Below are 23,458 nucleotides of genomic sequence, written 5' to 3' on the forward strand. Positions count from 1 at the left end.
GGGCGGACTCAGCGCGTCGGACGGCCGGTGGAGGTGGGGCGGACTCAGCGCGTCGGGTGGTCGGTGGGGCCGGTCCTTTCGAGATGGCTGGCCATGACCGCCGCCTGGACGCGGCGCTGGACGCCGAGCTTCGCCAGCAGCCGGGAGATGTGGTTCTTCACCGTCTTCTCGGACAGGTAGAGCTTCTTGCCGATCTCGCGGTTGGTGAGCCCGTCCCCGATGAGCGCGAGGATGTCCCGCTCGCGGGGTGACAGGCCGGCGAGCTCGGGTGCGAGCGCCGGTCCCTCGTCGAGGTCCGCGCGCAGGGAGCGCATCAGGCGGGCGGTCGTCGTGGGGTCCAGCATCGACTGGCCGGAGGCGACGGTGCGGACCGCCGAGACGAGATCGGACCCCTTGATCTGCTTGAGCACATAGCCCGCCGCCCCGGCCATGATCGCGTCGAGCAGTGCCTCCTCGTCGTCGAACGACGTCAGCATCAGACAGGCCAGCTCCGGCATCCGGCTGCGCAGCTCGCGGCAGACACTGATCCCGTCACCGTCCGGCAGGCGTACGTCGAGGACGGCCACGTCCGGACGCAGTGCCGGCCCGCGCACCAGCGCGTGCTCGGCGCTGTTCGCGTCGCCGACCACCGAGATGTCCGGCTCGGAGTCCAGCAGGTCGGTGAGACCGCGTCGTACGACCTCGTGGTCATCCAGCAGGAAGACCCGGATCGGGCTCTGTGCCGTGAAGGTACGCGCCTCGGCCATGACGACCCTCGCTCACTGATGGACTACGGAGTACGGACCACATGCCGACTGTGACAACAATCCTCACCCTTCCGCTCCGGATGCACTAGGGCCGACCGGTCCAACCCGACGGCGGTCCTCGGTTCGGCCGCCGGTCACTGCTCCGGGCGGCGCACCGGCCCCGTGAGCTCGCACTTCACGTCCACCACGCCCTCGACTGCCCGCACCAGGCGGGCGGCCACGGGCACCAAAGATGTGCTCACGATGTGCGGGGTGCCGTGCACGGTGACTCCTTGGTCGGTTCCGACCATTCCATCGTGGTCGGGTCAGTAGGCGCTGCTGCCGTAGGGCGCGTACACGTCCAGCAAGCGGGTCCTCGCCGACCGCAGCCGGCGGGCGACGACGTCTCCCACCCACTGGGTCAGGGCCATTCCCAGCGCGGGGTCGGCCCGCCACATGGCCCGTACCGCCTCGGCGTCGAACTCGTAGGCACGCACCGGACTCTGCGTCTCGGCGCCCAGACACCAGGTGTGCGGTCCGAACAGCCAGGACCAGCCGACGAGTTCGTTGTGCCCGAGTGTCTCGATGACGGCCGCTTGGCGACCGGGCACGTGCATGTCGAGGGCGATCGTGCCGGTGCGGATGATCCAGAACCGGTCGGCGCGTCCGCCCTCCTTGAAGAGGCGGGTGCCCTGCGGGAACGACACCTCGCGGGCGAGGCACATCAGCTGTTCACGGGGCTCGACGGGCAACGCCCGCAACATGGTGGACGTAGGGGATGCGTTCATGGTCCTGCCTCTTCCTGGAGCGCGACCTTGCCTACTCCAAATCTCTCCCTGTCCCCCCTCCTCCGCCATGGGCCACCCGGCCCCCGGGCCGGGCCGCACGGCGTCGGCCAAGGCGATCGGTAGGGCCGTCCTTGGTGGCGCACACCGGGCGGAACTGCATCAGGGCCGAAAGGCCCATCGCAAGGGCCTGCCCGGCCTCTGCGCCAGTGCTCGCCCCAGTACCAGGCTCGAAGGAGGAAGAGGAACCCACGGGCAGCAACACTGGAGGTACGGATCATGCTTCGACACGTCACCGCGGGGATCGACGGTTCTCCCGAAAGCCTGGCCGCCGCGCACTGGGCGGCCCGGGAAGCTGCACGCCGGGGCGCCGCGCTGCGTCTGGTGCATGCCTGGGAGTGGCATCCGCGTCCGGCTCCGTCCGTGCCCGCGGACATGTCCCAACGGGCCTGGGCCGAGGACCTGCCGGAACGGGTGGCGGACAGCATGCGCGCCGCGCACCCAGGTCTGCAGGTCACCGGCCAGGCGGTGGCGGACTCCCCGGTCGCTGTCCTTCTCAGGGCGGCCGAGGAGTCCGAACTACTGGTCCTCGGTTCCCGTGGATTCGGCGGCGTCGCGGGGTTCCTGATGGGGTCGGTGTCACAGCGAGTCGCCGCCAGGGCGCCCCGCCCCGTGGCATTGGTGAGGGTGGGCGGGAGCGCCGCCGATGAGCACTTCTCGGCACCGGACGGCATTTCCCCGGACGAGATACCCGGGGTCCCGTACCGCGATGTCGAACTCGGTCTCGACACCGGCCGGCCCTGCGACGAACTGATCGAGTTCGCCTTCGACGCCGCCGGGCGCCGGGGCTCCGCACTGCATGTGATCCACACCTTCAGCCGTCCACCGGACTTCGAGGCGATGGACACGCTCGTCCCGGTGAGGGGCCCGGAGCTGCTCGCCGAGCACCAGCACGCGGTGACCGCCGCGCTGCGCCCCTGGTGCGAGAAGTTCCCCGAGGTCGCCGTCGTCGAGAGCGTCATTGAAGGACGTGCGGCCGACGAGCTGATCAGCGCCTCGGCCGGCGCGGCCCTCGTCGTGGTGGGACGCCGGATGCGCGAAACCCGTCTCGGCACCCACATCGGCCCCGTCGCACACGCGGCGCTGCATCACGCGCCCTGCCCCGTCGCCGTCGTACCGCACGCCTGAACAAGCCCGGAGGGTGAGAAAGATGACCAGGTACGTGTACGCATTCGCCGAGGGCGGCCGTGACATGGCGGACGTGCTCGGCGGCAAGGGGGCGAACCTCGCGGAGATGACCCGCCTGGGCCTGCCCGTGCCCCCCGGCTTCACCGTCACCACCCGCGCCTGCCGGGAGTACCTGGCCACCGGCACGGAACCCGAGGAGCTGGGCGCCCAGGTCGACGATGCCCTGGCCGGGTTGGAACACCGGATCGGCCGCGAGCTGGGCGGGCGGGACAACCCGCTGCTGCTGTCCGTGCGCTCGGGCAGCAAGTTCTCGATGCCCGGGATGATGGAGACGATCCTCGACATCGGCCTCGGCGACGAGTCCGTCCTCGCTCTGGCCAAGGCCACCGGCCGGGAGCGCTCCGCGTGGGACTCCTACCGCCGGCTCCTCCAGATGTACGGCCGTACCGTCCTCGGCATCGCTCCGGAACTGTTCGACCGGCACGGATCCACCGACGACCCCGCCCAGCTCATCGAGGACTTCAAGACGGTGATCCGGGACGCGACCGGTGAGGAGTTCCCGCAGGACCCGGCCGAGCAGCTGTACCGCGCGATCCGGGCGGTCTTCCGCTCCTGGAACAGCGAGCGTGCCCGCCTCTACCGGCGGCGCGAGAACATCCCCGACGATCTGGGCACCGCCGTCAACATCCAGGCCATGGTCTTCGGCAACCTCGGCCAGGACTCCGGCACCGGCGTCGCCTTCACCCGCGACCCGGCGACCGGCGCCCGCGGTGTCTACGGCGACTACCTGCCCAACGCCCAGGGCGAGGACGTCGTCGCCGGCATCCGCAACGCCGTACCGCTCGCCGAACTGGAACGCCTCGACCCGAGCTCGTACCGGCAGCTCGTCGATCACATGGGAACCCTTGAGCACCAGTACCGCGACCTGTGCGACATCGAGTTCACCGTCGAGCGCGGCACGCTCTGGATGCTCCAGACCCGGGTCGGCAAGCGCACCGCCGAGGCCGCGTTCCGCATCGCCGAGGCGCTCGTCGACGAAAAGGTGATCGACGAGGACGAGGCGCTGACCCGCGTCGGCGGGGCGCAGCTCGCCCGGCTGATGTTCCCCCGTTTCGAAGCACACGCGGACACGAAGCCGCTGGCGCACGGCGTTCCCGCCTCTCCGGGCGCGGCCGTCGGCGCGATCGTCTTCGACTCGGCGGAGGCCGTACGCCGTGCCGCGACGGGGGACAAGGTGATCCTCGTACGCCGTGAGACCACTCCCGACGATCTGCCCGGGATGGTCGCCGCCGAGGCCGTGCTGACCAGCCGCGGCGGCAAGACCAGTCACGCGGCCGTCGTGGCGCGCGGCATGGGCAAGGTCTGTGTGTGCGGGGCCGAGGAACTGACGGTGGACGTCGGGGCACGGACACTCACCGCACCCGACCGGACCGTACTCGCCGAAGGCACGGTGATCTCCGTGGACGGCACCGCGGGCAGCGTCCACCTCGGCGCGCTGCCGCTGGCCGACTCGCCGGTCGGCCGCTTCCTGGACACCGGGGAGCGGGACGGCGTACTGACCGACGCGGTGGCCCGTACCCTTCAACACGCCGACTCCGTAAAGCGGTTGGGAGTCCATGCCAACGCCGACACCCCCGAGGACGCGGCCCGCGCCCGCCGCTACGGAGCCGAGGGCATCGGCCTGTGCCGCACCGAGCACATGTTCCTCGGTGAACGGCGGGGCCTCATCGAGGCAATGATCCTGGCCGAGGACGAGACCGGTCGGCGCGCCGCACTGGACGCCCTCCTGCCACTCCAACGGGCCGACTTCACCGGAATCCTGGCCGCCATGGACGGGCTACCGGTGACGATCCGCCTCATCGACCCACCACTGAACGAGTTCCTGCCCGACCGCACCGAACTCGCCGTGCGCGTCGCCACCCACCCGACCGCCCACGACCGACTCCTGCTGACCGCCGTCGAGCGGATGCACGAGAGCAACCCCATGCTGGGACTGCGGGGTGTGCGCCTGGGACTCGTCGTCCCGGGTCTGGTCGAGATGCAGGTACGGGCGATCGCCGAGGCCGTCGTGGAACGGCGGAGGGCCGGCGGAGACCCACAGGCCGAGATCATGGTTCCGCTGGTCGGCACGGTCGAGGAACTGCGGATCGTGCGGGAGACGACGGAACGCGTGCTGGCCGAGGTGTCGGACGCCTCCGGGCTCACGGTCAACTGCCCCATCGGCACGATGATCGAACTTCCCCGTGCCGCGCTGACCGCCGGCCGTATCGCCGAAGCAGCCGACTTCTTCTCCTTCGGCACCAACGACCTGACCCAGACCGCCTGGGGCCTGTCCCGCGACGACGCCGAAGCGTCCTTCTTCCCCGCCTACCTGGCCCAGGGCATCTTCGCCGCCTCCCCCTTCGAGACCCTCGACCGCGAGGGCGTCGGCCGCCTGGTCCGCATCGCCGTCGAGGAGGGCCGCGCCACGAAGCCCGGCCTGAGGATCGGCGTCTGCGGAGAACACGGCGGCGACCCCGACTCCATCCACTTCTTCCACGACACCGGCCTCGACTACGTCTCCTGCTCGCCGTTCCGCGTGCCGGCCGCCCGCCTCGAAGCGGGCCGAGCCGCCCTCGCGAACCGGGCCGACGGCACGTCGGCCGCCACGTAGGCACGCGGCACGCGGCCGGTCCGATCCTGGCTTCCGCCGTCTCGCGGGTGCGTGCCGCGGACCCCACCGGCTCGGCCGGCAACTGAGCAGAGTCACCCACGCCTTGCTGGACCACTCCCACTGCCCGGTCGTGGTCGTCCCCACCGGGGCCGTGTAGACGCGATTCCGCGAAAACCACCGACCGCCCGAGGGCGGTCGGTGGAGCAGAACTGCAAGCGCCTCGTACCGCTCCGGCGGGCCCGGCGCGACCACTCTCCATGCCGCCGGTCGCCAGTGGCCCCGGCTTCAGTAGGCCGTGAGCCCCTGCTCCCTGACCTGCTCTCGCACCCGGTCGGTCAGCGCCGGCTCGGGAGCCGGGTTGTCACGCAGCGGGAAGGGGATCCCGAGGGCTTCGTACTTCGAGGCACCCAGCTTGTGGAACGGCAGAACGTCCACCCGGCCGACATTGCCGAGGCCGGCGACGAAGCGGGCGAGCCCTGCGACGGCCCGCTGGTCATCGGTCCAGCCTGGCACCAGGACGTAGCGGATCCACACGGGGATGCCCAGACGGTCCAGACGCGTGGCGAAGTTGAGAGTGGGCGCGAGCTCTCCGCCGGTCAGCTTCCGGTACGTACGGATCTCGAAGGACTTGATGTCCAGCAGCACCAGGTCGGTGTCGGCGAGCAGTTCGTCGGTGGCGCGGGCGCCGAGGACGCCGGAGGTGTCGACTGCGGTGTGCAGTCCCGCCTCCTTGCAGCGGCGCAGGATCGCGGCGGTGAACGCGGGCTGGAGCAGCGGCTCACCGCCGGTGATGGTCACCCCGCCGCCGGCCGTGGTGATGAAGTCCCGGTACTTCTCGATCTCCGCCAGCACCTCGTCGACCAAGGCCTCCCGTCCGTCCCGCATGTGCCAGGTGTCGGGGTTGGCGCAGTACAGACAGCGCAGCGAGCAGCCGCTGACGAAGAGGACGAACCGGGTCCCGGGACCGTCCACACCGGTGGACAGGTCCCAGGAGTGGATCCGGCCCGCCGGCGTGGTCTTCACAGCGATCCGTGGAAGGTACGGCTGATCACGTCGAGCTGCTGCTCGCGGGTCAGCCGGACGAAGTTGACGGCGTATCCGGAGACCCGGATGGTCAACTCCGGGTATTTCTCCGGGTGTTCCATCGCATCCTGAAGCATGGCCCGGTCCAGCACGTTGACGTTCATGTGGAAGCCGCCGGAGGCCGTGTAGGCGTCGAGGATGCCGACCAGGTTGCCCGCGCGCTCGGCCGGGTGGTGGCCCAGGCCCTCGGGCGTGACGGTCGTCGTCAGCGAGATGCCGTCGCGTGCCTGCTCGTAGGGGAGTTTGGCGACCGAGAGTGCGGAGGCGGCCACTCCGTGCCGGTCGCGGCCGTTCATGGGGTTGGCGCCGGGCGCGAAGGGCTGTCCGGCGCGGCGGCCGTCGGGGGTGTTGCCGGTGTGCTTGCCGTAGACGACGTTGGAGGTGATCGTCAGCACCGACTGGGTGTGCTCGGCGTCCCGGTGGGCGGGGTGCTCGCGCACCTTGGCCATGAAGGACTCGACCAGGCCGACCGCGATGGCGTCGACACTGTCGTCGTTGTTGCCGTACGCCGGCCAGTCGCCCTCGATCTCGAAGTCCACGGCCAGCCCGGTGTCGTCCCGGATCACCTTCACCCGCGCGTACCTGACCGCGGACAGGCTGTCGGCGGCGACCGAAAGACCCGCGATGCCGCAGGCCATGAAGCGGTGCACGGGATGGTCGTGCAGCGCCATCTCGACGCGCTCGTAGGCGTACTTGTCGTGCATGAAGTGGATGACGTTGAGCGTGTTGACATACGTGCCCGCCAGCCAGTCCAGCATCCGGTCGTACGCCGCCGACAGCTCGCCGTACTCCAGGTACTCGCCGGTCAGCGCGGGCGTCCCGGGCGCGATCTGCTCGCCGCTCATCTCGTCCCGGCCGCCGTTGATCGCGTACAGCAGCGCCTTGGCGAGATTGACCCGGGCCCCGAAGAACTGCATCTGCTTCCCGACCGCCATCGCCGAGACGCAGCACGCGATCGCGGTGTCGTCCCCGGTCCACGGACGCATCAGCTCGTCGGACTCGTACTGCACGGCGCTGGTGTCGATGGACACCTGGGCGCAGAACTCCTTGAAGCCTGAGGGCAGTCGGGGCGACCACAGCACGGTCAGGTTGGGTTCGGGCGCGGGGCCGAGGTTGTAGAGGGTCTGAAGGAAGCGGAAGGAGGTGCGGGTGACCAGCGGTCGGCCGTCGGAGCCGATGCCGCCGATGGACTCCGTCACCCAGGTCGGGTCGCCGGAGAACAGCGCGTCGTACTCGGGGGTCCGCAGGAACCGTACGATCCGCAGCTTGATCACGAAGTCGTCGATCAGCTCCTGGGCACGAGTCTCGTCGAGGACCCCGTCATCCAGGTCTCGTTGGAGGTAGACGTCCAGGAAGGTGGACGTGCGGCCCAGCGACATCGCGGCGCCGTTCTGCTCCTTCACCGCGGCCAGGTAGCCGAGGTAGAGCCACTGCACGGCCTCGCGGGCGGTGGTCGCGGGCCGGGAGACGTCACAGCCGTACGTGGCCGCCATCCGCGTCAGCTCGCCCAACGCCCGCGTCTGCTCGGCGAGTTCCTCACGGTCCCGGATGGTGTCCGCCGTCGAAGGACCGGCGTCGAGCAGAGCGCGCTCGGCCCGTTTGGCGTGCGCGAGGAAGGCGGTGCCGTACAGCGCGACGCGCCGGTAGTCGCCGATGATCCGGCCGCGGCCGTACGCGTCGGGCAGCCCGGTGATGATCCCGGCCTTGCGGGCGGCCCGCATCTCGGGGGTGTACGCGTCGAAGACGCCGTCGTTGTGGGTCTTGCGATAGGTCCCGAAGACGCGGGAGACGAAGGGGTCGGGCTCGTACCCGTAGGCCTTCAGGCTGTTCTCGACCATCCGCAGGCCGCCGTTCGGCATGATCGCGCGCTTCAGCGGGGCGTCGGTCTGCAGGCCGACGATCAACTCCCGCTCGCGGTCGATGTATCCGGGTGCGTGCGAGGTGATCGTCGAGGGGGTTGTGGTGTCGACGTCGAGGATGCCCTTGCGCCGCTCCTCCGGGAACAGGGCGCTGACCTTCTCCCACACGGCTCGGGTGCGGTCCGTCGGGCCTGCCAGGAAGGCCGAATCGCCCTCGTACGGCGTGTAGTTGGCCTGAATGAAGTCGCGTACGTCGATACGGTCGCGCCACCGTGTCCCGGCGAAGCCGCGCCCTGCCTCGGGCGCCGACGTTCCGGCCGTCACTGTCACTGTCATCGCCGGTTCTCCCTTGCTTCGCGCTGGAATGTCTCCGCTTCGATCCTCGTGACGCGCGGCGCCCCGTGGGGAGGGCCGGACAGTGCACAGGACCCCGCCGTCCGTCCCCTTGTGGGTGCCGTTCGGCCCGTCCTCCCGCCACGGCCTGTCATCCGACGGACGGATCCGGCCGGACGAGCGTGCCCGACCCGCCGTGGAAGATTTCGTACGCCGCGTCCAGGGCGCCGATGGCGGCCGGCCCGCCGGTCCGCTCGACGAACCGGGCGGCGGCCTCGGCCTTGGGCCCCATCGAACCGTCGGGGTAGCCGCCCCGGCGCAGCTCGGCAGGGGTGGCGTGGAGAACGGGCCGCTGGTCAGGGGTGCCGTAACCGGCATAGACGCAGGGAACGTCCGTGAGGATGAGCAGGAAGTCGGCCTTCAGGTCCTCGGCGAGCAGCGCCGCGGTGAGGTCCTTGTCGACGACGGCTTGCACGCCGGTCACCGCGCCGGTGACGGGGTCGGCGGTGACGGGGACTCCTCCCCCGCCCCCGCAGATGACGAGCGTGCCGCTGTTCAGCAGTTCGTGGACGGTCTCGGCCTCCAGGATCCGCTGAGGCGCCGGGGAGGCGACGACGCGCCGCAGGCCCGTGCCGTCCGCCGCGATGTGCCAGCCCTGTTCCCGGGCGAGAGACACCGCCGACCCGCCCGGATACACCGGGCCGACGAACTTGGTGGGCCGGTCGAATGCGGGGTCGTCGGCCCGTACCAGGGTGTGGGTGACCAGCGCGGCGATCCTGCGCCCGGGCAGGGCGTTGTGCAGGGTGCGCGCCAGCAGGGAACCGATCAGGCCCTGGGTCTGGGCGCCGAGCATGTCCAGCGGATAGGGGGCGCTCAGTGCGGGATCGGCCGCGCTCTCGACGGCGAGCAGGCCGATCTGCGGCCCGTTGCCGTGCGTGATGACGATCTCGTGCTCGTGGGCGAGGGCCGCGAGCGCGGTGGTCACCCGGTCGATGTTCGCCTGCTGGACGGCCGCGTCGGGGCGTTCGCCACGGTGCAGCAGGGCGTTGCCTCCGAGGGCGACGACGATACGCATGGGTCAGTCCTCCAGAGTGGCGACGAGCGTGCCGGGTTCGCCGGAGTCGAGGCGGGTGTGCTCGACGAGGTCCCGACGGCGGAGTCCGGGCAGGCGGGCCGCGCAGTACGTCGAGGTTCCCGAGGTCGGTGCGGATGCGTCGGACGGTCCGCCTCCAGCGTCGTGGCCGAAGCGGACGCGCTGCAGGGGCCGTAGGTCCCCGGATGGGGCCGATCGGCTCTCTGCGGGCGGACGGGGTCCGCCCGGGAGGCGCGGGGCTCGTCAGCCTGAGAGTTGGGCATTGTGCCTCCGCCCGGAGGCGGCCGACACGGCGCCGCGTTGCCATGGCGGTGACCGGCCAGGACAGGGCCTGACAGGTCACCGCCACGGCGACACGGTTGATCAGACGGTCTTGACTGCCCCGTTCAGTACCGGAGCGGGGTCGGTCCCGGTGTCGTCGGCGGACGGCAGCGCGGTCGTCGTCGCGGCTGCGGCTGTCTCGCGGGCGAGGAAGGAGCCGAGTTCGCCAATGGTGCTCATGAGGGGGGCGGGGAAGACGACGGTGGTGTTCTTGTCCACGCCGATCTCCACCAGGCTCTGGAGGTTGCGGAGTTGGAGTGCGAGCGGGTGGTCCATCATGATGTCCGAGGCGTCGCCGAGTGCCGCGGCGGCCAGTGACTCGCCCTCGGCGTTGATGATTTTGGCGCGCTTCTCGCGCTCGGCCTCGGCCTGGCGGGCCATCGCCCGCTTCATGCTGTCGGGGAGCTGGATGTCCTTGAGCTCCACCAGGGTGACCTCCACACCCCATTCGGCGGTCGTGACGTCGAGGATCTCGCGGATGTCGAGGTTGATGCGGTCGGTTTCCGAGAGTGTCTCGTCGAGGGTGTGCTGGCCGACGACCTTGCGCAGGGTGGTCTGCGCGATCTGGTCGATCGCCGTGTGGACGTTCTCGATCGCGATGACCGATTTCACCGCGTCCACGACCCGGAAGTAGGCGACGGCCGACACGTCGACGCTCACGTTGTCCCTGGTGATGATGCCCTGGGACTGGATCGGCATCGTCACGATCCGCAGCGACACCCGGTGCAGGACATCCACGACGGGGACGATGACCCGCAGCCCCGGTTCCCGTGATCCGACGAGTCGGCCGAACCTGAACAGCACTCCCTGCTCGTACTGCTTGACGACCTTGACGGCCATGGCAAGTGCCACCAGGGCCAGAAAGATCACGATGACCAGAAGGAAGATCAGAGCTTCCATGGTGCCGCTCCTCTGAATGGGGACCGCGTCGTTCCCACGCGAGGTCCCGGAGTACGTCGGCGGAGCAGGGGATTGGCCCGGGTCCGTCCGCAGGGCTGTCGGTGTGGCCTGGTGTGACCTCGACGCGACGAGCCGCCCTGCCGTTGATCCAGCATCGCCCGGTGCCCCCGCCCCCGGCAGGGGCCGAACGGCCCCCAGCTGCCGCCCCAGGCGGTGAGTCCGTCCGGAACAGGCAGCCGGCGGTGGAAGACGGAGGGGCCCGTCCGATCCTCTTCGGAACAGGGACGTTCGGCCCCTGTGTCGGTACCTGTGGGCCCCTGTGGTCCGACTGGTCCGGGCAGGACATTGAGCGCAGGACGACGACGGCACGCGGACCGATATCGCGCTACGCCTACCAGCCCCCAGACAGGGATGAACATCATGGCAGTACACGCAACTCCCGCCCGGCACACGGGATTCCACCTCACGTCGCGGCTCCGGGCCAGGACGACCCAGAGGTCCGGCGAGACCACGACGGCCACGGCGACCCTCGCCCGGGTCTTCGCGGGGCTGCGCATCATGACCGGGTTCGTCTTCCTGTGGGCCTTCCTCGACAAGACCTTCGGCCTCGGCTACGCCACCGCAGCCGGCAAGGGCTGGACCGACGGCGGCTCACCCACCAAGGGCTTCCTCAGCGGCGTCGCCGCCGGCCCCATGCAATCCACCTTCCACTCCTGGGCCGGAGCGGGTTGGGCGAACTGGCTGTTCATGCTCGGCCTGCTCGGCGTCGGCATCGCCCTGGTCAGCGGCGTCGCACTGCGGCTCGCCGCGGTCGCGGGCACCGCCCTGATGGCGTTCATGTGGATCGCCGAATGGCCGACCGCCAAGCACCTGGCCGACGGCTCGCCGAGCATGTCCTCCAACCCCCTCATCGACTACCACGTCCTGTACGCCGTCGTCCTGATCGCCCTAGCGGTCGCGGGCGCCGGCGTCACCTGGGGACTCGGCAGGACCTGGGCCGGCCTCCCCGTGGTCCGCGACCACGCCTGGCTCCGCTGACCCCGGCCCGTACACCGGGGACCGTAATCCGGCCCCCCGGACCCACCTCTGAGGGTGAGCAGCGGCACCGCGCGGGTGCAGCAGGCCGGGCCGGACAGCTCGGTCTCCTTCCCCGCCGGCCGCGTTGCGACGTCAACACACCTACTCCACAAGGAAGTTGGCAGCATGTCCCGCATCATCACCGCAGGCCTGGACGGCTCGTGCGAAAGCCTGGCCGCGGCGGACTGGGCGGCCCGTGAGTCCCTGCTCCGCGATCTGCCCTGCCGCCTGGTACACGCATGGGAACTGCAGTCGTACAACTACCCCAGCGCCTACGCGCCGTCGGTCGGTCCGGCCCTGCAGCGCCACTGGGCGGAGCGCGTGCCGCGCGAGGCCGAGGAGGATCTGCGTCGCCGCTATCCCGACCTGCGGGTCAGCGCCGACCAGGTCGACGGGCAGCCGGTCCCGGTGCTGCTGGCGGCCGCCGCCGACGCAGAACTGCTGGTCATCGGATCACGGGGACTGAGCGGGATCGGCGGTTTCCTGGTCGGCTCGGTGGCGCTCTCGGTCGTGGCCCGCGCCACAAACCCGGTGGTCCTGGTACGGGTCGAGGAGCCGGACGCCTCCGAACCTCGCCCTGCGGAGCCCCCGTTCGGCGAGGTCGTGCTCGGCCTGGGCCTGCGGCGGCCCGCCGACGCGGTGATCGAGTTCGCCTTCGACGCCGCCGCCCGTCGCGCGTCGGCGCTGCGTGTCGTTCACGGCTGGTCCCCGCCGGCCTACTACGGCATGGACACCGGCTTCGGCTACACCTCCGGCGCCGTCACTCCGGGCCTGGGCGGCGAACTGGCCGCGCAGGAGGCAATCGGGCTGACCGACGCGCTGCGACCGTGGCGGGAGAAGTTCCCCGAAGTCGAGGTGACGGAGAAGTCCGTGACCGGCGGGGCCGCCCGCCACCTGGTGGACGCCGCTTCCGGCGCCGGCCTGCTGGTCATCGGCCGCCGCAACCGCAGTTCGGCGATCGGTACGCACCTCGGTCCGGTCGCCCACGCGGTGATGCACCACGCCGCGGCGCCGGTCGCGGTCGTCCCGCACGACTGACCCAGTCAGCACGGGAGCAGGACCCCGGAGCGGGTCAGCGGACGCCGAACCGGCGTCCGCTGACCCGCTCCGGGGCGATGCGCACCCACAGTTCGCGATCGCCGCCCGCCCACGGCGCGGAGCGGACCGCGTCAGTGCCGCGCGGACCGTCGCCGGCACCGAAGAACAAGATCCGGACCAGGGGCGGGCCAACTTGGGTTCAATCCCGGCTCTGCCAACCGTTGCCGCAGGTCAGGCGGTGCTTGCTGCTGCTGGTACTCGGCCAAGGAGGCTCGGACGCAGCAGAGGCCGGCGCTACGGCAGGCGCCACTCCACCGGCTGCGCACCCTGCCCGACCAGCAGGTCGTTGGCCCGGCTGAACGGCCGGGAGCCGAAGAAGCCACGGTCCGCCGACATCGGCGACGGATGCGCGGACTCGATCGCAGGAAGATCCCCCAGCAGCGGCCGGGCGTTGCGGGCATCCCTGCCCCACAGAATCGACACCAGCGGTTTGCCGCGCGCGGCCAGCGCCCGGATGGCCTGCTCGGTGACCTCCTCCCACCCCTTGTCCCGGTGCGCCCCAGGCTTACGAGGAGCCGTCGTCAACGCCCTGTTGAGCAACAGCACACCCTGCTCCGTCCACGGCGTCAGATCCCCGTTCGACGGCCTGGGCAGCCCCAAGTCCGTATGCAGCTCCCGGAAAATGTTCTCCAGACTGCCCGGCAACGAACGCACCTCCGGCGCCACCGCGAAACTCAGCCCGATCGCCATCCCCGGCGTGGGGTAGGGATCCTGACCGACGATCAGGACGCGGACGTCGTCGAAAGGCTGCTGGAAGGCCCGCAGGACATTCGCCCCAGCCGGAAGGTAGGTCCGGCCGGCCGCTATCTCGGCCCGGAGGAAGTCCCCCATGGCGGCGATACGTTCGGCCGCAGGTTCCAGAGCCTTCGCCCAGCCCGCTTCTACAAGTTCATGCAAGGGTCGTGGTGCCACAGCGCGTCACCCTACTGGCACACGCCGGGGTCCCGCACAAAACACAGAAGCCCCCGCTCACGGACGCTACTCTTCCTCCTCATCGAGGTCATTGAGCGGGTCCAGCAGATCGCGCAGTCGGTCATCGGGAAGGAGGAGGAGCCTGGTGCATCCAGTGATCAAGCCACTCCGCCATAGTCATCACGCCGTGCCGGCCTCTCGTCGCCGATACCCAGATCCCGGAACTCCCGCACCTGCGGTGGGCCTGTCCTTCTCACGGCCCTTCAGCCGCGCCAATGATCTGCTGACCAGGCAGGGAGCACAGCCGGTGGACTGGCGACTCCCATGACGCGCCCCGGCCCCGCGTCCGCTGTCCTCGCCGTGGACTCGGGGGGCTCAGGGTTGCGCGTCCTGCTCGGCCTCGCCGACGGCACCGGCGCGGACCGCTCCGGGCCGGTGGCGTCCGAGGAGCCGGTGCGCACGGGCCCGCGCGGCATCGACGCCGAGCACCTGCTCGAACAACTGCTGCCGATGGCACGAAAGTTGATGAGCGAGGCCGGGATCGAACGGCTGGCGGCCATCGCCATCGGAGCCGCCGGCCTCGCCACCCTGGGCGACGAGCTGCGCGCCGAACTGCCGTCGGCCCTGGAGCGTGAACTGGGCGTACGGCGGCTGGTGCTGGCCGCCGACGCGGTCACCGCGTACACGGGCGCGCTGGGCCGGCGGCCGGGCGCGGTGATCGCCGCGGGCACGGGTCTGATCGCGATCGGCACGGACCTGACGAGCTGGCGCCGGGCCGACGGCTGGGGACATCTGCTCGGCGACTGCGGCGGCGGTGCCTGGATCGGGCGCGCCGGACTGGAGGCGGCGATCAGGGCCTTCGACGGGCGACGGGGCGGTTCACAGGCGCTGCTGGTGCGCGCCGAGCGGATGTTCGGGCCCGTCCCGGGCATGCCCGGCAAGTTGTACGCACGCGCGGACCGGCCCGCGGTGCTGGCCTCCTTCGCCCCCGAGGTCGCGGCCTGCGCCGGCGGCGACCCGGTGGCGGCGGACGTCCTGCGGGCGGCCGCGCGTCACATGGCCGAGTCGGCCGCCGCGGTCTGCCCGACCGGCGAAGGCGCCCAAGTAGCGCTCACCGGCGGCTTGTTCAAGATGGGCGACCCGCTGCTCGTACCGCTGCGCGAGGAGCTGGCGGAGCAACTGCCGCACGCCCGGCAGGTACCGGCCGCGGGAGACCCGTTGCACGGCGCCCTGCTCATCGCCGGCGACCTGGCGAACGACGAACTCACGCTCCCCCGTGACGAGCGGCTGCTCTTCGTGGTGACCGAGTGATCGAAAGTTCACCACGCCCGAAATAGGGCCCGAAAAGGCAGATTGATACGCACCTGCCGGGTATGCGAGTTCCCCGGTCCGCCACGGGAGTCGACACTTGCCCCGGGGATGTCGAGTCATCCCGTAGCGATCATTTCCGTTCTGTACGTAACTCATCAGACAAAAGCGGACGGATACCGCTCACCTGCACCCTCCCCGAACAGGGGAGCCCAGGAAGCCAGTAACATGCGACGCCATGAGCTCCCCCACTGGGCCCGCGTCCGGCCTGCCTGTACGAATGCCGCGACCTCGCCAGCCCGGGCGGCACCGCCGTCCCGAGCCGCTGGCGGCTCCCGAGGGCGCGCCCGCGCTCGTCCTCGCGCTGCCGGGCACGCCCAGTGCCGCCACGCGCAGCCTCGCCGAGGAGGTCGTGAGCATCGCCCGCTCCGAGCTCCCCGGCCTCGACGCCCGCATCGGGTACCTCGACGGGGACGACGCCGAGTTCCCGACCCTGCAGTCCGTGCTGTCCCGCGCCGCCGAGGAGCGTGTCGCCCGCTTCGAGCAGGCCCGCGCCGCCGGTGCGGACGTGACCGAGCCCGACGGCCCTGTCGCCGTCGTGGTGCCGCTGCTCGCCAGCCCGGACAACGCGCTGCTGCGCCGGATCCGCCAGGCGGTCATGGACAGCCGCATCGCGGCCGATCTGACCGATGTGCTCGGCCCGCACCCGCTGCTCGCCGAGGCGCTGCACGTGCGCCTCTCCGAGGCCGGCCTGGCGCGTGCCGACCGCGCCCGGCTGTTCACCGTGGCCACCGCCGCGGACGGCATCATCCTCGCCTCCGTGGGCGGCGAGGAGGCCGTACAGGCGGCCGGGATCACCGGCATGCTGCTCGCCGCGCGGCTCGCCGTGCCGGTGATGGCGGCGGCGCTCGACGAGGAGGGCGCGATCGCGGCCACCGCGGAGCAGCTGCGCGGATCAGGCTCCCAGCAGCTGGCCCTCGCGCCGTATCTGATCGGTCCGGAGCTCGACCCGGGGCTGCTCGACGCGGCCACCAAGGAAGCGGGCTGCTCCGCCGCCGAGGCGCTCGGCCCGTACCCGGCGATCGGCAAGCTCGCGCTGGCCAAGTACACGACGGCGCTGGGCATCGCCCCGCAGCAGCCGCAGGGCGCTCCGGTCCGCTAGCCGCACCAGTAACGCCGAAAGGGCCCGTTCCGTTCAAGAACGGGCCCTTCGTCATGCCGGGGGAGCCCGAGGCGCCACCCCGGGCCGCGGGTCAGCCGAAGATCACGCAGGACGCCGCCGGCACGTCCAGCGAGCCGCCCTTGCGCAGCATGCCGGTGGCCGGGTCGACCGCGAACCAGGTCACGTCCCCGGAGCGTTCGTTGGCGGCGTACAGATGACGTCCGGAGGGATGCAGGGCGATGGCGCGCGGCCAGACGCCGCCGCACGGCACCGTCGCGACCAGCCGCAGCTCCTCCCCGTCTAGGGCCAGCACCGAGAGGACGTCCTGGCCCCGGACGGCCGTCCAGACGAAGCGGCCGTCGGGCGAGACGACGATGCCCGACGGGAAGGCGTCGCCGTCCGGTGAGCCCGGCAGCACCGGAGTCTCACCGAAGGGCCGCAGCGCCCCGTCCGCGGCGTCCCAGCGGCAGACGGTGACGGTCGGCGCGAGCTCGTTCAGCACGTACGCGTGCTCGCCGCGCGGGTGGAAGGCGAGGTGGCGGGGTCCGGAGCCGGGCCGCAGCGCGATCTCGCGGTGCAGCGCGAACGCCCCGCCGTTCAGCGTGCACACCCGCACCGAATCCGTGCCGAGGTCCACGCTGACCGCCCACCGGCCGCTCGGGTCGGGCTGCACCTGGTGGGCGTGCGGGCTCTGCTGGCGCGGTGAGTGCGGGCCGGACCCCGTGTGCGTGAACACGTCGGACGGGGCGGCCGCGAGGCTTCCGTCGCCGCGGAGGGGCACCGCGGTCACGCTGCCCGAACCGTAGTTGGCGGTCAGGACGTGTCCGTCGAACAGGCTCAGGTGCGTGGGCCCGCTGCCGCCGACCGGTACGGGCGGCCCGGCGAGCTCCGGCTTGGCGCCGGTCACGCGGTACGCGGCCACCGCGCCCTCGGCCGTCTCCCTGACGGCGTAGAGCGTGTCACCGTCCGAGGACAGCGCGAGGTACGACGGGTCGGGGACACCGTCCGAGGCGCTCAGGACCGTGAGCGCGCCGCTGTCCTCGTCGACGGCCGCGGTGAGGACACCGAGGCCGCCCGCCGCCGTGAACGAGCCTATGAACGCCCGTGGTTGCCGCCTGCCGCCGTCCGTCACTGCCGTCCCCTCTCGGTTCTGCGCTGCTCGGGGCGACGGTAGCAGTCGGAGATCAGCGGTCTAGACCAAGGTGTCTCCCGGGTGGCCCGCCGCACGGGCGCGGGCCTCCGGGTGGTGAACGTACGCCGGGTGCCGTTCGACCTCCTCGTAGGTGCGGTGGAACACCGGTGTCGCACTGGCGGAGATCGGCGGCACGATCCAGGACCACTCGGCGCCGACCTTGCGGCCCTTGCGCTCCTCGCGGCCGAGGTGGGTGAGGAACCGCTGCGACTCGGTGTGGTGGTCGGTGACCGTGACGCCGGCGCGGTCGAACGAGTACAGGACGGAGCGGTTGAGTTCGACGAGCGCGCGGTCCTTCCACAGCGAGCGGTCGGTGCGGGTGTCGAGGCCCAAGTGGTCCGCGACGAGCGGCAGGAGGTCGTAGCGGTCGGCGTCGGCGAGATTGCGGGCGCCGATCTCGGTGCCCATGTACCAGCCGTTGAAGGGGGCGGCGGGGTAGCAGATGCCGCCGATCTCCAGGCACATGTTGGACAGCGCGGGCACCGCGTGCCAGCGCAGTCCGAGCGCCCGCCACCAGGTGTACTCGGGGTGCGCCAGCTCGACCTCCAGCACCGCGTCCGGCGGCAGCGCGAACCAGCGGGGCCGGTCACCGGCCGCCTGGATCAGCAACGGCAGGACGTCGAAGGGCGTTCCGGGGCCACCGGGCCAGCCGAGGCGACGGGCGAGCGCGGTGAGGCCGGCGTTGCGCGGATCGCCGGTCACCCTGCCGCCGGGACGGTCGTAGCCGGCGTACCGGAGGAGCTGTTCGTTCCAGATCCGCGGGCCGGGGCGGCCCGGTGCGTCGGGCGCGAAGACCGTGATCAGCGCCCGGATCCGGCCGCCTCGCGTCGCCTCCCGCAGATGGTCGGCCGACGCGTCGGCGACGTCCTGCGGGTCCCGCACGTCCCTGCGGTCCCGCACGGTCAGCGAGCGCCAGTAGAGCCGTCCGATGCACCGGTTGGCGTTCCGCCAGGCGACCCGGGCGCCGTGGACGAGCTCCGCCGTGGTGTGCCGGTAGGTCCCGGTCTCCGCGATCTCCGCGCGTACGGCGGCGATTCGGCGGGCCGGGTCGCCGAGCCGTTCCTCCGCGTGGCGCAGGGTGAGGAACTCGACTGCCTCACGGAGGAGTTCGCGGGATGCCGGCGGCAACGGGTCGACGCGGGGCGCCGATTGCACGGTCCGCGCCTCGGTCCCCTGCGGGCCGCCGATGAGGAGCCGGCCCTGAAGGCCGGTGACCCGGCCCGCGCCGGCGCGGTCCGCGGCCCACGATTCCAGGCACGAGACGACGCCGGTCCGGTCGTACGGCGGTTCCGGGCCGGCGGCGTCGGCCGGAACGCGGTCCAGCCAGCCGCCCGGTCCGTCGCCCCGCGACGGCGGGAACTCCGCGCTCCCGCCATATGCCGCGGACTCTCGGCGTCCGCGTGGGAAGTTCCGCATGGCGCACCCCCAAAACGGCTCGCCCGCGGGCCGCTCCCGCACGGTCCACGGGGTGCGTGCGTTGATAGCCGCGGGGTTACCCCTCCTGGCCGCTGATCCACCCTCCAGATGGCCCGTGCATGTGTCTTGTGCCCGGCCGGCTGTCCGTCAGGCCCCGACGAGCCGGGAGCCCCGCAGCGGCGCGGCGAGGGCTCCGAGCGCGCGCTCCAGGCCGTGCAGATGGGCGAGTGCCTGTTCGGCGCCCGGGTGGTGGCCGGGCACGGCCGCATGGGCCGCCATGGCCGGTTCCGGCACGGCCCCGACGAGCGTTTCCACGGCCGTCTCGACGCGCCTGCACGCGGCGGTGAGGCGTGCGTCGTGCGAGGCGTCGGGATCGGCGGCGAGGGCCGCGAGCCCCCGCGCCTCCCGGGCGCAGTCGTCGAGCAGCGCGAGGATCCGACGGGCCCGGGCCTTGCGGGCCCGGAGCGGGTTGAGCGGGTGGACCAGGGGCGCGAGGGCCATGCGTACCCGGCCGAGCAGCGCTTCGAGCTCCGCCACGCGCGGCGCGGGGTCGGCTCCGTCGTCGCCCGCAAGTCGTCGTGCCGCAGCCGCGGTGCAGCCGTGGACCGCGTGGAGGGCCCGTTCCACCCAGCGGTCGGTCACCGCGTGCGTGGTGACCGGCAGGATCAGGGCGACGGCGAGGGCCGCGCCGAGCGCGCCGACGCCGGTCTCCGCGAACCGCAGGGCGAGCAGCCCGGGATGCAGCACGCCGAGGAGCCCGTACAGCAGCCCTGCCATGACGGTGACGAAGAACATCATCCAGCTGTACGAGGGCGCCGCCGTGTAGAAGATGCCGAAGACGCAGACCCCGACCAGTGCGGCGGTGGGCACCGGGGCGCCGTGCAGGGGGACGGCGACCAGCAGGCCGGCCACGATGCCGGCGACCGTTCCGACGACGCGCCGGAAGCCGCGTACCAGCGTCTCGCCGCGCGAAGCGGTGTTCACGAAGATCCACCAGGCGGTGCCCACGGCCCAGTACCAGCGGTCGTGGGAGAGGACCGGGCCCGCGGCGACGGCGAACGCGCAGGCGGCGGTCGCCTGGAAGGCCTGGCGGGTGGCGGGCCGGTCGAGACCGCGCCCGTCCAGCGGAGCGGGCGCCGCGGGCAGCGGGGTGCGCCGCTCGATGCACCACACGCCGAACCGCACCACCGAGCAGGCGGCCAGGGCCAGCCCCACGGCCGCGTACAGCCGCGCCAGTTGACCTGGCACGGCGTGCAGGAACTGCGTGGTGAAGAACATCATGAACGCGAAGATCCCGAGCGCATGGCCGCGCGGCCCCCAGCGGCGGGCGTACACGCCGCAGAAGATCACCGCGAGCCACGTCGCGTCGCGCAGGGCCGGGACCCCGTGCAGCGCCGTCGCGAGCGCCAGGACGGGGAAGCCGACGACGGGCAGCAGGGCGGTGGTGACCGCCTGGCCGCGTACGGTCGGATCACCCACCGTGAACAGCGCGAGGAGCGCCGCGAGACCGCCCGTGATCGAGGCGGGCAGCGACAGTCCGGCCAGTTCCGACGCGGCCACCGCGAGGCCGATGCCGACCACCGCACGCAGCGAGACCCGCAGCCGGACCAGTCCGGGATCCGGAGCCGTGAACATCTTCTTCACCGTCGGCAGCCCGCCCCCGTTTCTTGTGAACGCATCGTCAGGACATGGGAATGGCGCCGCGGGCACGGATCCGGCTTCATTGCCGTCCTGCGCTGCGCGACGCCATCAATACAGACAAGATAAGCATCAGGAGGGCAGTGGCTCAACTCGGCCACCATCCACTGGACCATTGGTACAGTCGTCGATGATCACCCGTGACAGCAGGAAGGCCAACGGACCATGGCCGTGGACGAGCTCGACACCCGTATCCTCCGGCTGCTCCTGGAGCAGCCCCGGACCAGCATGCGGGAGTACGCGCGCCTGCTGGGCGTCGCCCGCGGCACGCTCCAGGCCCGCCTGGACCGGCTGGAGCGCGAAGGGGTCATCACCGGCACCGCCCCTTCGCTGTCGCCCGCCGCGCTCGGCCATCCCGTCCTCGCGTTCGTGCACATCGAGGTGACCCAGGGCAATCTCGTCGACGTGGGGGACGCGCTGGCGGCCGTGCCGGAGATCGTTGAGGCGTTCTCGATCACGGGCGGCGGCGATCTGCTGACCCGCGTCGTGGCACGTGACAACGCCCACCTGGAGGACGTCATCCAGTCCCTGATCAGCCTGCCGGGCGTGGTCCGTACCCGCACCGAAGTGGTCCTGCGCGAGCGCGTCCCGCATCGGCTGCTGCCCCTCGTGGAGTCGATGGGCCGCGCCGGGAAGAACTGATCGTTGGCATCCTGGAAGCCATGAGCACTCTCGGCGGCACGGCGGTCATCTTCGATCTCGACGGCACGCTCGTGGACAGCGAGCCGAACTACTTCGAGGCAGGACGACGGACACTCGCCGAGCACGGCGTCACGGACTTCACCTGGGCGGACCACGAGCGGTACGTGGGCATCAGCACCCTGGAGACGCTCGCGCTCTGGAAGGAGCGGTACGGTCTCGACGCTCCGCTCGACGCGTTGCTCGCGGACACCAACAGCCGCTATCTGGCGCTGGCCCGGGCCGCCACGCGGGTCTACCCGGAGATGCGGAAGTTCGTGGAGCTGCTCGCCGGCGAGGGGATACCGCTGGCCGTCGCCTCCGGTTCCTCACCGGAGGCGATCGAGGCGATCCTGGCCGGCACGGGGCTGGCCGAGTGGCTCACCACCACCGTCTCCGCCGACGAGGTCGCCCACGGCAAGCCCGCCCCCGATGTCTTCCTGGAGGCCGCGCGCCGGCTGGGAGCGTCACCTGCGGACTGCGTGGTCCTGGAGGACGCCGCTCCGGGCGCCGCCGCCGCGCACGCGGCCGGGATGCGCTGCATCGCGATCCCGTACGTGGCCGCCCAGGCGGACGACCCGGCGTTCGCGACGGCCGGGCTGCTGCTGCGCGGCGGCCAGACCGAGTTCACGGCACGTGGCGCGTACGACTGGCTGGTGCGGTCGACGCCGTCGTCGCCGTCCGCGGACACCTAGGGCCTGGCTCGACGGTCGCATGCGTACCGGCGCTACGCGCGGCGGCCGGGTTTGCCGCGCTTGCCGCCCTTGGGGGCGCCTTTGGAGCCGCTCCGGTTGCCCGTGCCCTTGCCCGGCGCGGGCTTGCGCCGTGCGTCGCCTTTGGGGGGCTGCTTGCGTTTCGGCTGCTGCGTCGGGGCCGGGGCCGCGGCGCGCCCGCGTGTGCTGTTGACGGTCCGCCCGCGCACGATGCCGATGAAGTCCTCCACCAGGTCGGTGGTCTTCTCCTCGGGCCACGCCAGGGCGACGCGGGACTCGGGGGCGTCCGAGACCGGGCGGTAGGTCAGGTCCTTGCGGTGGTGCAGGCGGGCGAGCGACTGCGGGACGACGAGGAGCCCCACGCCTGCCGCGACCAGTTCGACCGCGTCCTCCGTCGTCGCCGGGCGCTCGATCGCGGGCCTCCCCGGCAGGCTCTCCCATTCGAGGACGTCGTCGAGGGGGTGGAACACGATGTCGTCGGCGAGGTCCTCGGCGGACACCTCGTCGACCGCCGCCACGACATGGTCCTTCGGGACCACGACCACCGTCGCCTCGGTGTAGAGGGGGATCGCGCTGAGGTCCGTGCCGTCGACCGGCAACCGGACGAAACCGGCGTCCGCGGCACCGCCCCGCAGCACCTCGCCGGACTCGGCGGGCGACACCGCGACGAGGGTCAGCGGAACGTCGGGCAGGCGCTCGTTCCAGATCCGCACCCATTTGGTGGGCGTCACTCCCGGGACATACGCGAGCCGGAACGAGGGGGATGCTTCCGAGCCTGTCACCTGGCCAGGCTACCGGGCGTGGTCAGCGGTAGCTCACATGGTCGATACCCTGGACACCATGACGTCGCACCAGACCACCCAGACGATGAAGCCCGCGACCGCGGCGAAGAAGCTGGGTGTGTACCTCCAGGCCACGCCCGCCGAGTTCCAGGAGGGTGTCGTCTCCCGCACCGAGCTCAGCGCGCTGCAGACCGATCCGCCCGAGTGGCTGGTGGAGCTGCGCCGCAGCGGCCCGCACCCCCGCCCGGTGATCGCGGCCAAGCTGGGCGTCTCCATCGCCGGGCTCGCCCGCGGCGGAGTCACCGAAGCCCTCACCACCGAGCAGATCGAGGCGCTGAAGGCGGAGAGCCCCGAGTGGCTGCAGCGGGAGCGTGCCACCCAGGCCGAGGTCCGCAAGGAATCGGTCCGCATCAAGGAGAAGCAGGCGGAGCGCGACAGCCGGTCCGACGACTGACGCTCCTGACCTCCTTCCCGTCGCCGAG

Annotated in this window: 21 protein-coding genes and 1 pseudogene; 10 read left to right on the forward strand and 12 right to left on the reverse strand. The window is 71.7% G+C overall.

Going from position 1 to position 23,458, the window contains the following annotated elements:
• Nucleotides 1–44 precede the first annotated feature (44 nt).
• The 3 genes from ACFWM2_RS09970 to ACFWM2_RS09980 all read right to left on the reverse strand — a co-directional run bounded on the left by ACFWM2_RS09970 (nucleotide 45) and on the right by ACFWM2_RS09980 (nucleotide 1,513).
• Nucleotides 45–746 carry a response regulator gene (locus ACFWM2_RS09970; protein ID WP_383275567.1) on the reverse strand — a complete coding sequence of 234 codons (702 nt, stop codon included), beginning with the start codon at nucleotides 744–746 and terminating at the stop codon, nucleotides 45–47.
• 134 nt (nucleotides 747–880) lie between these two features.
• A complete protein-coding gene (locus ACFWM2_RS09975) occupies nucleotides 881–1,009 on the reverse strand; it encodes a hypothetical protein (RefSeq protein ID WP_383275570.1) in 129 nt (42 codons plus the stop codon).
• A gap of 42 nt (nucleotides 1,010–1,051) precedes the next feature.
• A complete protein-coding gene (locus ACFWM2_RS09980) occupies nucleotides 1,052–1,513 on the reverse strand; it encodes a cyclic nucleotide-binding domain-containing protein (RefSeq protein ID WP_383275573.1) in 462 nt (153 codons plus the stop codon).
• Nucleotides 1,514–1,789: 276 nt separating this feature from the next.
• On the opposite strand from ACFWM2_RS09980, the gene ACFWM2_RS09985 reads away from it, so the two are divergent.
• Nucleotides 1,790–2,698: a universal stress protein gene (locus tag ACFWM2_RS09985; protein ID WP_383275576.1), complete on the forward strand. Its 909-nt coding sequence runs from the start codon at nucleotides 1,790–1,792 to the stop codon at nucleotides 2,696–2,698.
• Nucleotides 2,699–2,720: 22 nt separating this feature from the next.
• Nucleotides 2,721–5,351: a pyruvate, phosphate dikinase gene (ppdK, locus tag ACFWM2_RS09990; RefSeq protein WP_383275579.1), complete on the forward strand. Its 2,631-nt coding sequence runs from the start codon at nucleotides 2,721–2,723 to the stop codon at nucleotides 5,349–5,351.
• 285 nt (nucleotides 5,352–5,636) lie between these two features.
• Here ppdK and pflA read toward each other — a convergent pair whose 3' ends face one another.
• From pflA to ACFWM2_RS10010, 4 genes are all read right to left on the reverse strand, one after another.
• Nucleotides 5,637–6,380: a pyruvate formate-lyase-activating protein gene (gene pflA / locus ACFWM2_RS09995; RefSeq protein ID WP_383276500.1), complete on the reverse strand. Its 744-nt coding sequence runs from the start codon at nucleotides 6,378–6,380 to the stop codon at nucleotides 5,637–5,639.
• Entirely contained in the window at nucleotides 6,371–8,629 is a 2,259-nt protein-coding gene (pflB, locus tag ACFWM2_RS10000) for a formate C-acetyltransferase (protein ID WP_383275582.1), read from the reverse strand. Before pflB ends, pflA begins: the two co-directional genes overlap by 10 nt.
• Before the next feature lie 148 nt (nucleotides 8,630–8,777).
• Nucleotides 8,778–9,701, reverse strand: coding sequence for a carbamate kinase (locus tag ACFWM2_RS10005; RefSeq protein ID WP_383275585.1), 924 nt, complete (start codon nucleotides 9,699–9,701; stop codon nucleotides 8,778–8,780).
• Nucleotides 9,702–10,082: 381 nt separating this feature from the next.
• Nucleotides 10,083–10,940, reverse strand: coding sequence for a slipin family protein (locus ACFWM2_RS10010; protein WP_383275588.1), 858 nt, complete (start codon nucleotides 10,938–10,940; stop codon nucleotides 10,083–10,085).
• 420 nt (nucleotides 10,941–11,360) lie between these two features.
• Here ACFWM2_RS10010 and ACFWM2_RS10015 point away from each other — a divergent pair, with 420 nt between their 5' ends.
• Both ACFWM2_RS10015 and ACFWM2_RS10020 read left to right on the forward strand, forming a co-directional pair.
• Nucleotides 11,361–11,978, forward strand: a complete 618-nt coding sequence (locus ACFWM2_RS10015; protein ID WP_383275591.1) for a hypothetical protein — start codon at nucleotides 11,361–11,363, stop codon at nucleotides 11,976–11,978.
• 165 nt (nucleotides 11,979–12,143) lie between these two features.
• Complete coding sequence (locus tag ACFWM2_RS10020) at nucleotides 12,144–13,055, forward strand: universal stress protein (protein ID WP_383275594.1); 912 nt, start codon at nucleotides 12,144–12,146, stop codon at nucleotides 13,053–13,055.
• 294 nt (nucleotides 13,056–13,349) lie between these two features.
• On the opposite strand, the gene ACFWM2_RS10025 is transcribed toward ACFWM2_RS10020, so the two are convergent.
• Nucleotides 13,350–14,027: a uracil-DNA glycosylase gene (locus ACFWM2_RS10025; protein ID WP_383275597.1), complete on the reverse strand. Its 678-nt coding sequence runs from the start codon at nucleotides 14,025–14,027 to the stop codon at nucleotides 13,350–13,352.
• 247 nt (nucleotides 14,028–14,274) lie between these two features.
• On the opposite strand from ACFWM2_RS10025, the pseudogene ACFWM2_RS10030 reads away from it, so the two are divergent.
• From ACFWM2_RS10030 to ACFWM2_RS10040, 3 genes and pseudogenes are all read left to right on the forward strand, one after another.
• Nucleotides 14,275–14,355: pseudogene (locus ACFWM2_RS10030) on the forward strand (uracil-DNA glycosylase); the annotation flags it as partial.
• On the forward strand, nucleotides 14,352–15,338 hold the full coding sequence (locus ACFWM2_RS10035; RefSeq protein ID WP_383275600.1) for an N-acetylglucosamine kinase: 987 nt from the start codon (nucleotides 14,352–14,354) through the stop codon (nucleotides 15,336–15,338). The pseudogene ACFWM2_RS10030 and the gene ACFWM2_RS10035, both read left to right, overlap by 4 nt.
• 235 nt (nucleotides 15,339–15,573) lie before the next feature.
• Complete coding sequence (locus ACFWM2_RS10040) at nucleotides 15,574–16,497, forward strand: sirohydrochlorin chelatase (RefSeq protein ID WP_383275603.1); 924 nt, start codon at nucleotides 15,574–15,576, stop codon at nucleotides 16,495–16,497.
• A gap of 91 nt (nucleotides 16,498–16,588) precedes the next feature.
• On the opposite strand, the gene ACFWM2_RS10045 is transcribed toward ACFWM2_RS10040, so the two are convergent.
• The 3 genes from ACFWM2_RS10045 to ACFWM2_RS10055 all read right to left on the reverse strand — a co-directional run bounded on the left by ACFWM2_RS10045 (nucleotide 16,589) and on the right by ACFWM2_RS10055 (nucleotide 20,740).
• Entirely contained in the window at nucleotides 16,589–17,629 is a 1,041-nt protein-coding gene (locus tag ACFWM2_RS10045; RefSeq protein ID WP_383275606.1) for a lactonase family protein, read from the reverse strand.
• A 60-nt stretch (nucleotides 17,630–17,689) separates the two neighbouring features.
• Nucleotides 17,690–18,844 (reverse strand): nitric oxide synthase oxygenase, encoded by a 1,155-nt coding sequence (locus ACFWM2_RS10050; protein WP_383276503.1) that lies wholly within the window; start codon nucleotides 18,842–18,844, stop codon nucleotides 17,690–17,692.
• 408 nt (nucleotides 18,845–19,252) lie between these two features.
• Nucleotides 19,253–20,740, reverse strand: a complete 1,488-nt coding sequence (locus tag ACFWM2_RS10055; RefSeq protein WP_383275609.1) for an FUSC family protein — start codon at nucleotides 20,738–20,740, stop codon at nucleotides 19,253–19,255.
• 228 nt (nucleotides 20,741–20,968) lie between these two features.
• On the opposite strand from ACFWM2_RS10055, the gene ACFWM2_RS10060 reads away from it, so the two are divergent.
• Together ACFWM2_RS10060 and ACFWM2_RS10065 are read left to right on the forward strand one after the other, a co-directional pair.
• A complete protein-coding gene (locus ACFWM2_RS10060; protein WP_383275612.1) occupies nucleotides 20,969–21,445 on the forward strand; it encodes an Lrp/AsnC family transcriptional regulator in 477 nt (158 codons plus the stop codon).
• Nucleotides 21,446–21,465: 20 nt separating this feature from the next.
• Nucleotides 21,466–22,176 carry an HAD family hydrolase gene (locus ACFWM2_RS10065; RefSeq protein WP_383275615.1) on the forward strand — a complete coding sequence of 237 codons (711 nt, stop codon included), beginning with the start codon at nucleotides 21,466–21,468 and terminating at the stop codon, nucleotides 22,174–22,176.
• A 32-nt stretch (nucleotides 22,177–22,208) separates the two neighbouring features.
• Here the strand turns inward: ACFWM2_RS10065 and ACFWM2_RS10070 are convergent, their stop codons facing one another.
• Nucleotides 22,209–22,976 (reverse strand): LysR substrate-binding domain-containing protein, encoded by a 768-nt coding sequence (locus ACFWM2_RS10070; RefSeq protein ID WP_383275618.1) that lies wholly within the window; start codon nucleotides 22,974–22,976, stop codon nucleotides 22,209–22,211.
• Nucleotides 22,977–23,034: 58 nt separating this feature from the next.
• Here ACFWM2_RS10070 and ACFWM2_RS10075 point away from each other — a divergent pair, with 58 nt between their 5' ends.
• Nucleotides 23,035–23,430, forward strand: coding sequence for a DUF5997 family protein (locus tag ACFWM2_RS10075; RefSeq protein WP_383275621.1), 396 nt, complete (start codon nucleotides 23,035–23,037; stop codon nucleotides 23,428–23,430).
• The last annotated feature ends 28 nt before the right edge of the window (nucleotides 23,431–23,458 follow it).

This window comes from Streptomyces sp. NPDC058371 (genome assembly GCF_042723265.1).
In the GTDB taxonomy this organism is placed as follows: Bacteria; Actinomycetota; Actinomycetes; order Streptomycetales; family Streptomycetaceae; genus Streptomyces.

Bases quoted from the DNA above. Each gene is read 5' to 3' on its own strand.
- ACFWM2_RS09970 (WP_383275567.1), bottom strand. From the start codon at position 746: ATGGCCGAGGCGCGTACCTTCACGGCACAGAGCCCGATCCGGGTCTTC.
- ACFWM2_RS09980 (WP_383275573.1), bottom strand. From the start codon at position 1,513: ATGAACGCATCCCCTACGTCCACCATGTTGCGGGCGTTGCCCGTCGAG.
- ACFWM2_RS09985 (WP_383275576.1), top strand. From the start codon at position 1,790: ATGCTTCGACACGTCACCGCGGGGATCGACGGTTCTCCCGAAAGCCTG.
- ppdK (WP_383275579.1), top strand. From the start codon at position 2,721: ATGACCAGGTACGTGTACGCATTCGCCGAGGGCGGCCGTGACATGGCG.
- pflB (WP_383275582.1), bottom strand. From the start codon at position 8,629: ATGACAGTGACAGTGACGGCCGGAACGTCGGCGCCCGAGGCAGGGCGC.
- ACFWM2_RS10005 (WP_383275585.1), bottom strand. From the start codon at position 9,701: ATGCGTATCGTCGTCGCCCTCGGAGGCAACGCCCTGCTGCACCGTGGC.
- ACFWM2_RS10010 (WP_383275588.1), bottom strand. From the start codon at position 10,940: ATGGAAGCTCTGATCTTCCTTCTGGTCATCGTGATCTTTCTGGCCCTG.
- ACFWM2_RS10015 (WP_383275591.1), top strand. From the start codon at position 11,361: ATGGCAGTACACGCAACTCCCGCCCGGCACACGGGATTCCACCTCACG.
- ACFWM2_RS10020 (WP_383275594.1), top strand. From the start codon at position 12,144: ATGTCCCGCATCATCACCGCAGGCCTGGACGGCTCGTGCGAAAGCCTG.
- ACFWM2_RS10035 (WP_383275600.1), top strand. From the start codon at position 14,352: ATGACGCGCCCCGGCCCCGCGTCCGCTGTCCTCGCCGTGGACTCGGGG.
- ACFWM2_RS10040 (WP_383275603.1), top strand. From the start codon at position 15,574: ATGAGCTCCCCCACTGGGCCCGCGTCCGGCCTGCCTGTACGAATGCCG.
- ACFWM2_RS10055 (WP_383275609.1), bottom strand. From the start codon at position 20,740: ATGTTCACGGCTCCGGATCCCGGACTGGTCCGGCTGCGGGTCTCGCTG.
- ACFWM2_RS10060 (WP_383275612.1), top strand. From the start codon at position 20,969: ATGGCCGTGGACGAGCTCGACACCCGTATCCTCCGGCTGCTCCTGGAG.
- ACFWM2_RS10065 (WP_383275615.1), top strand. From the start codon at position 21,466: ATGAGCACTCTCGGCGGCACGGCGGTCATCTTCGATCTCGACGGCACG.
- ACFWM2_RS10075 (WP_383275621.1), top strand. From the start codon at position 23,035: ATGACGTCGCACCAGACCACCCAGACGATGAAGCCCGCGACCGCGGCG.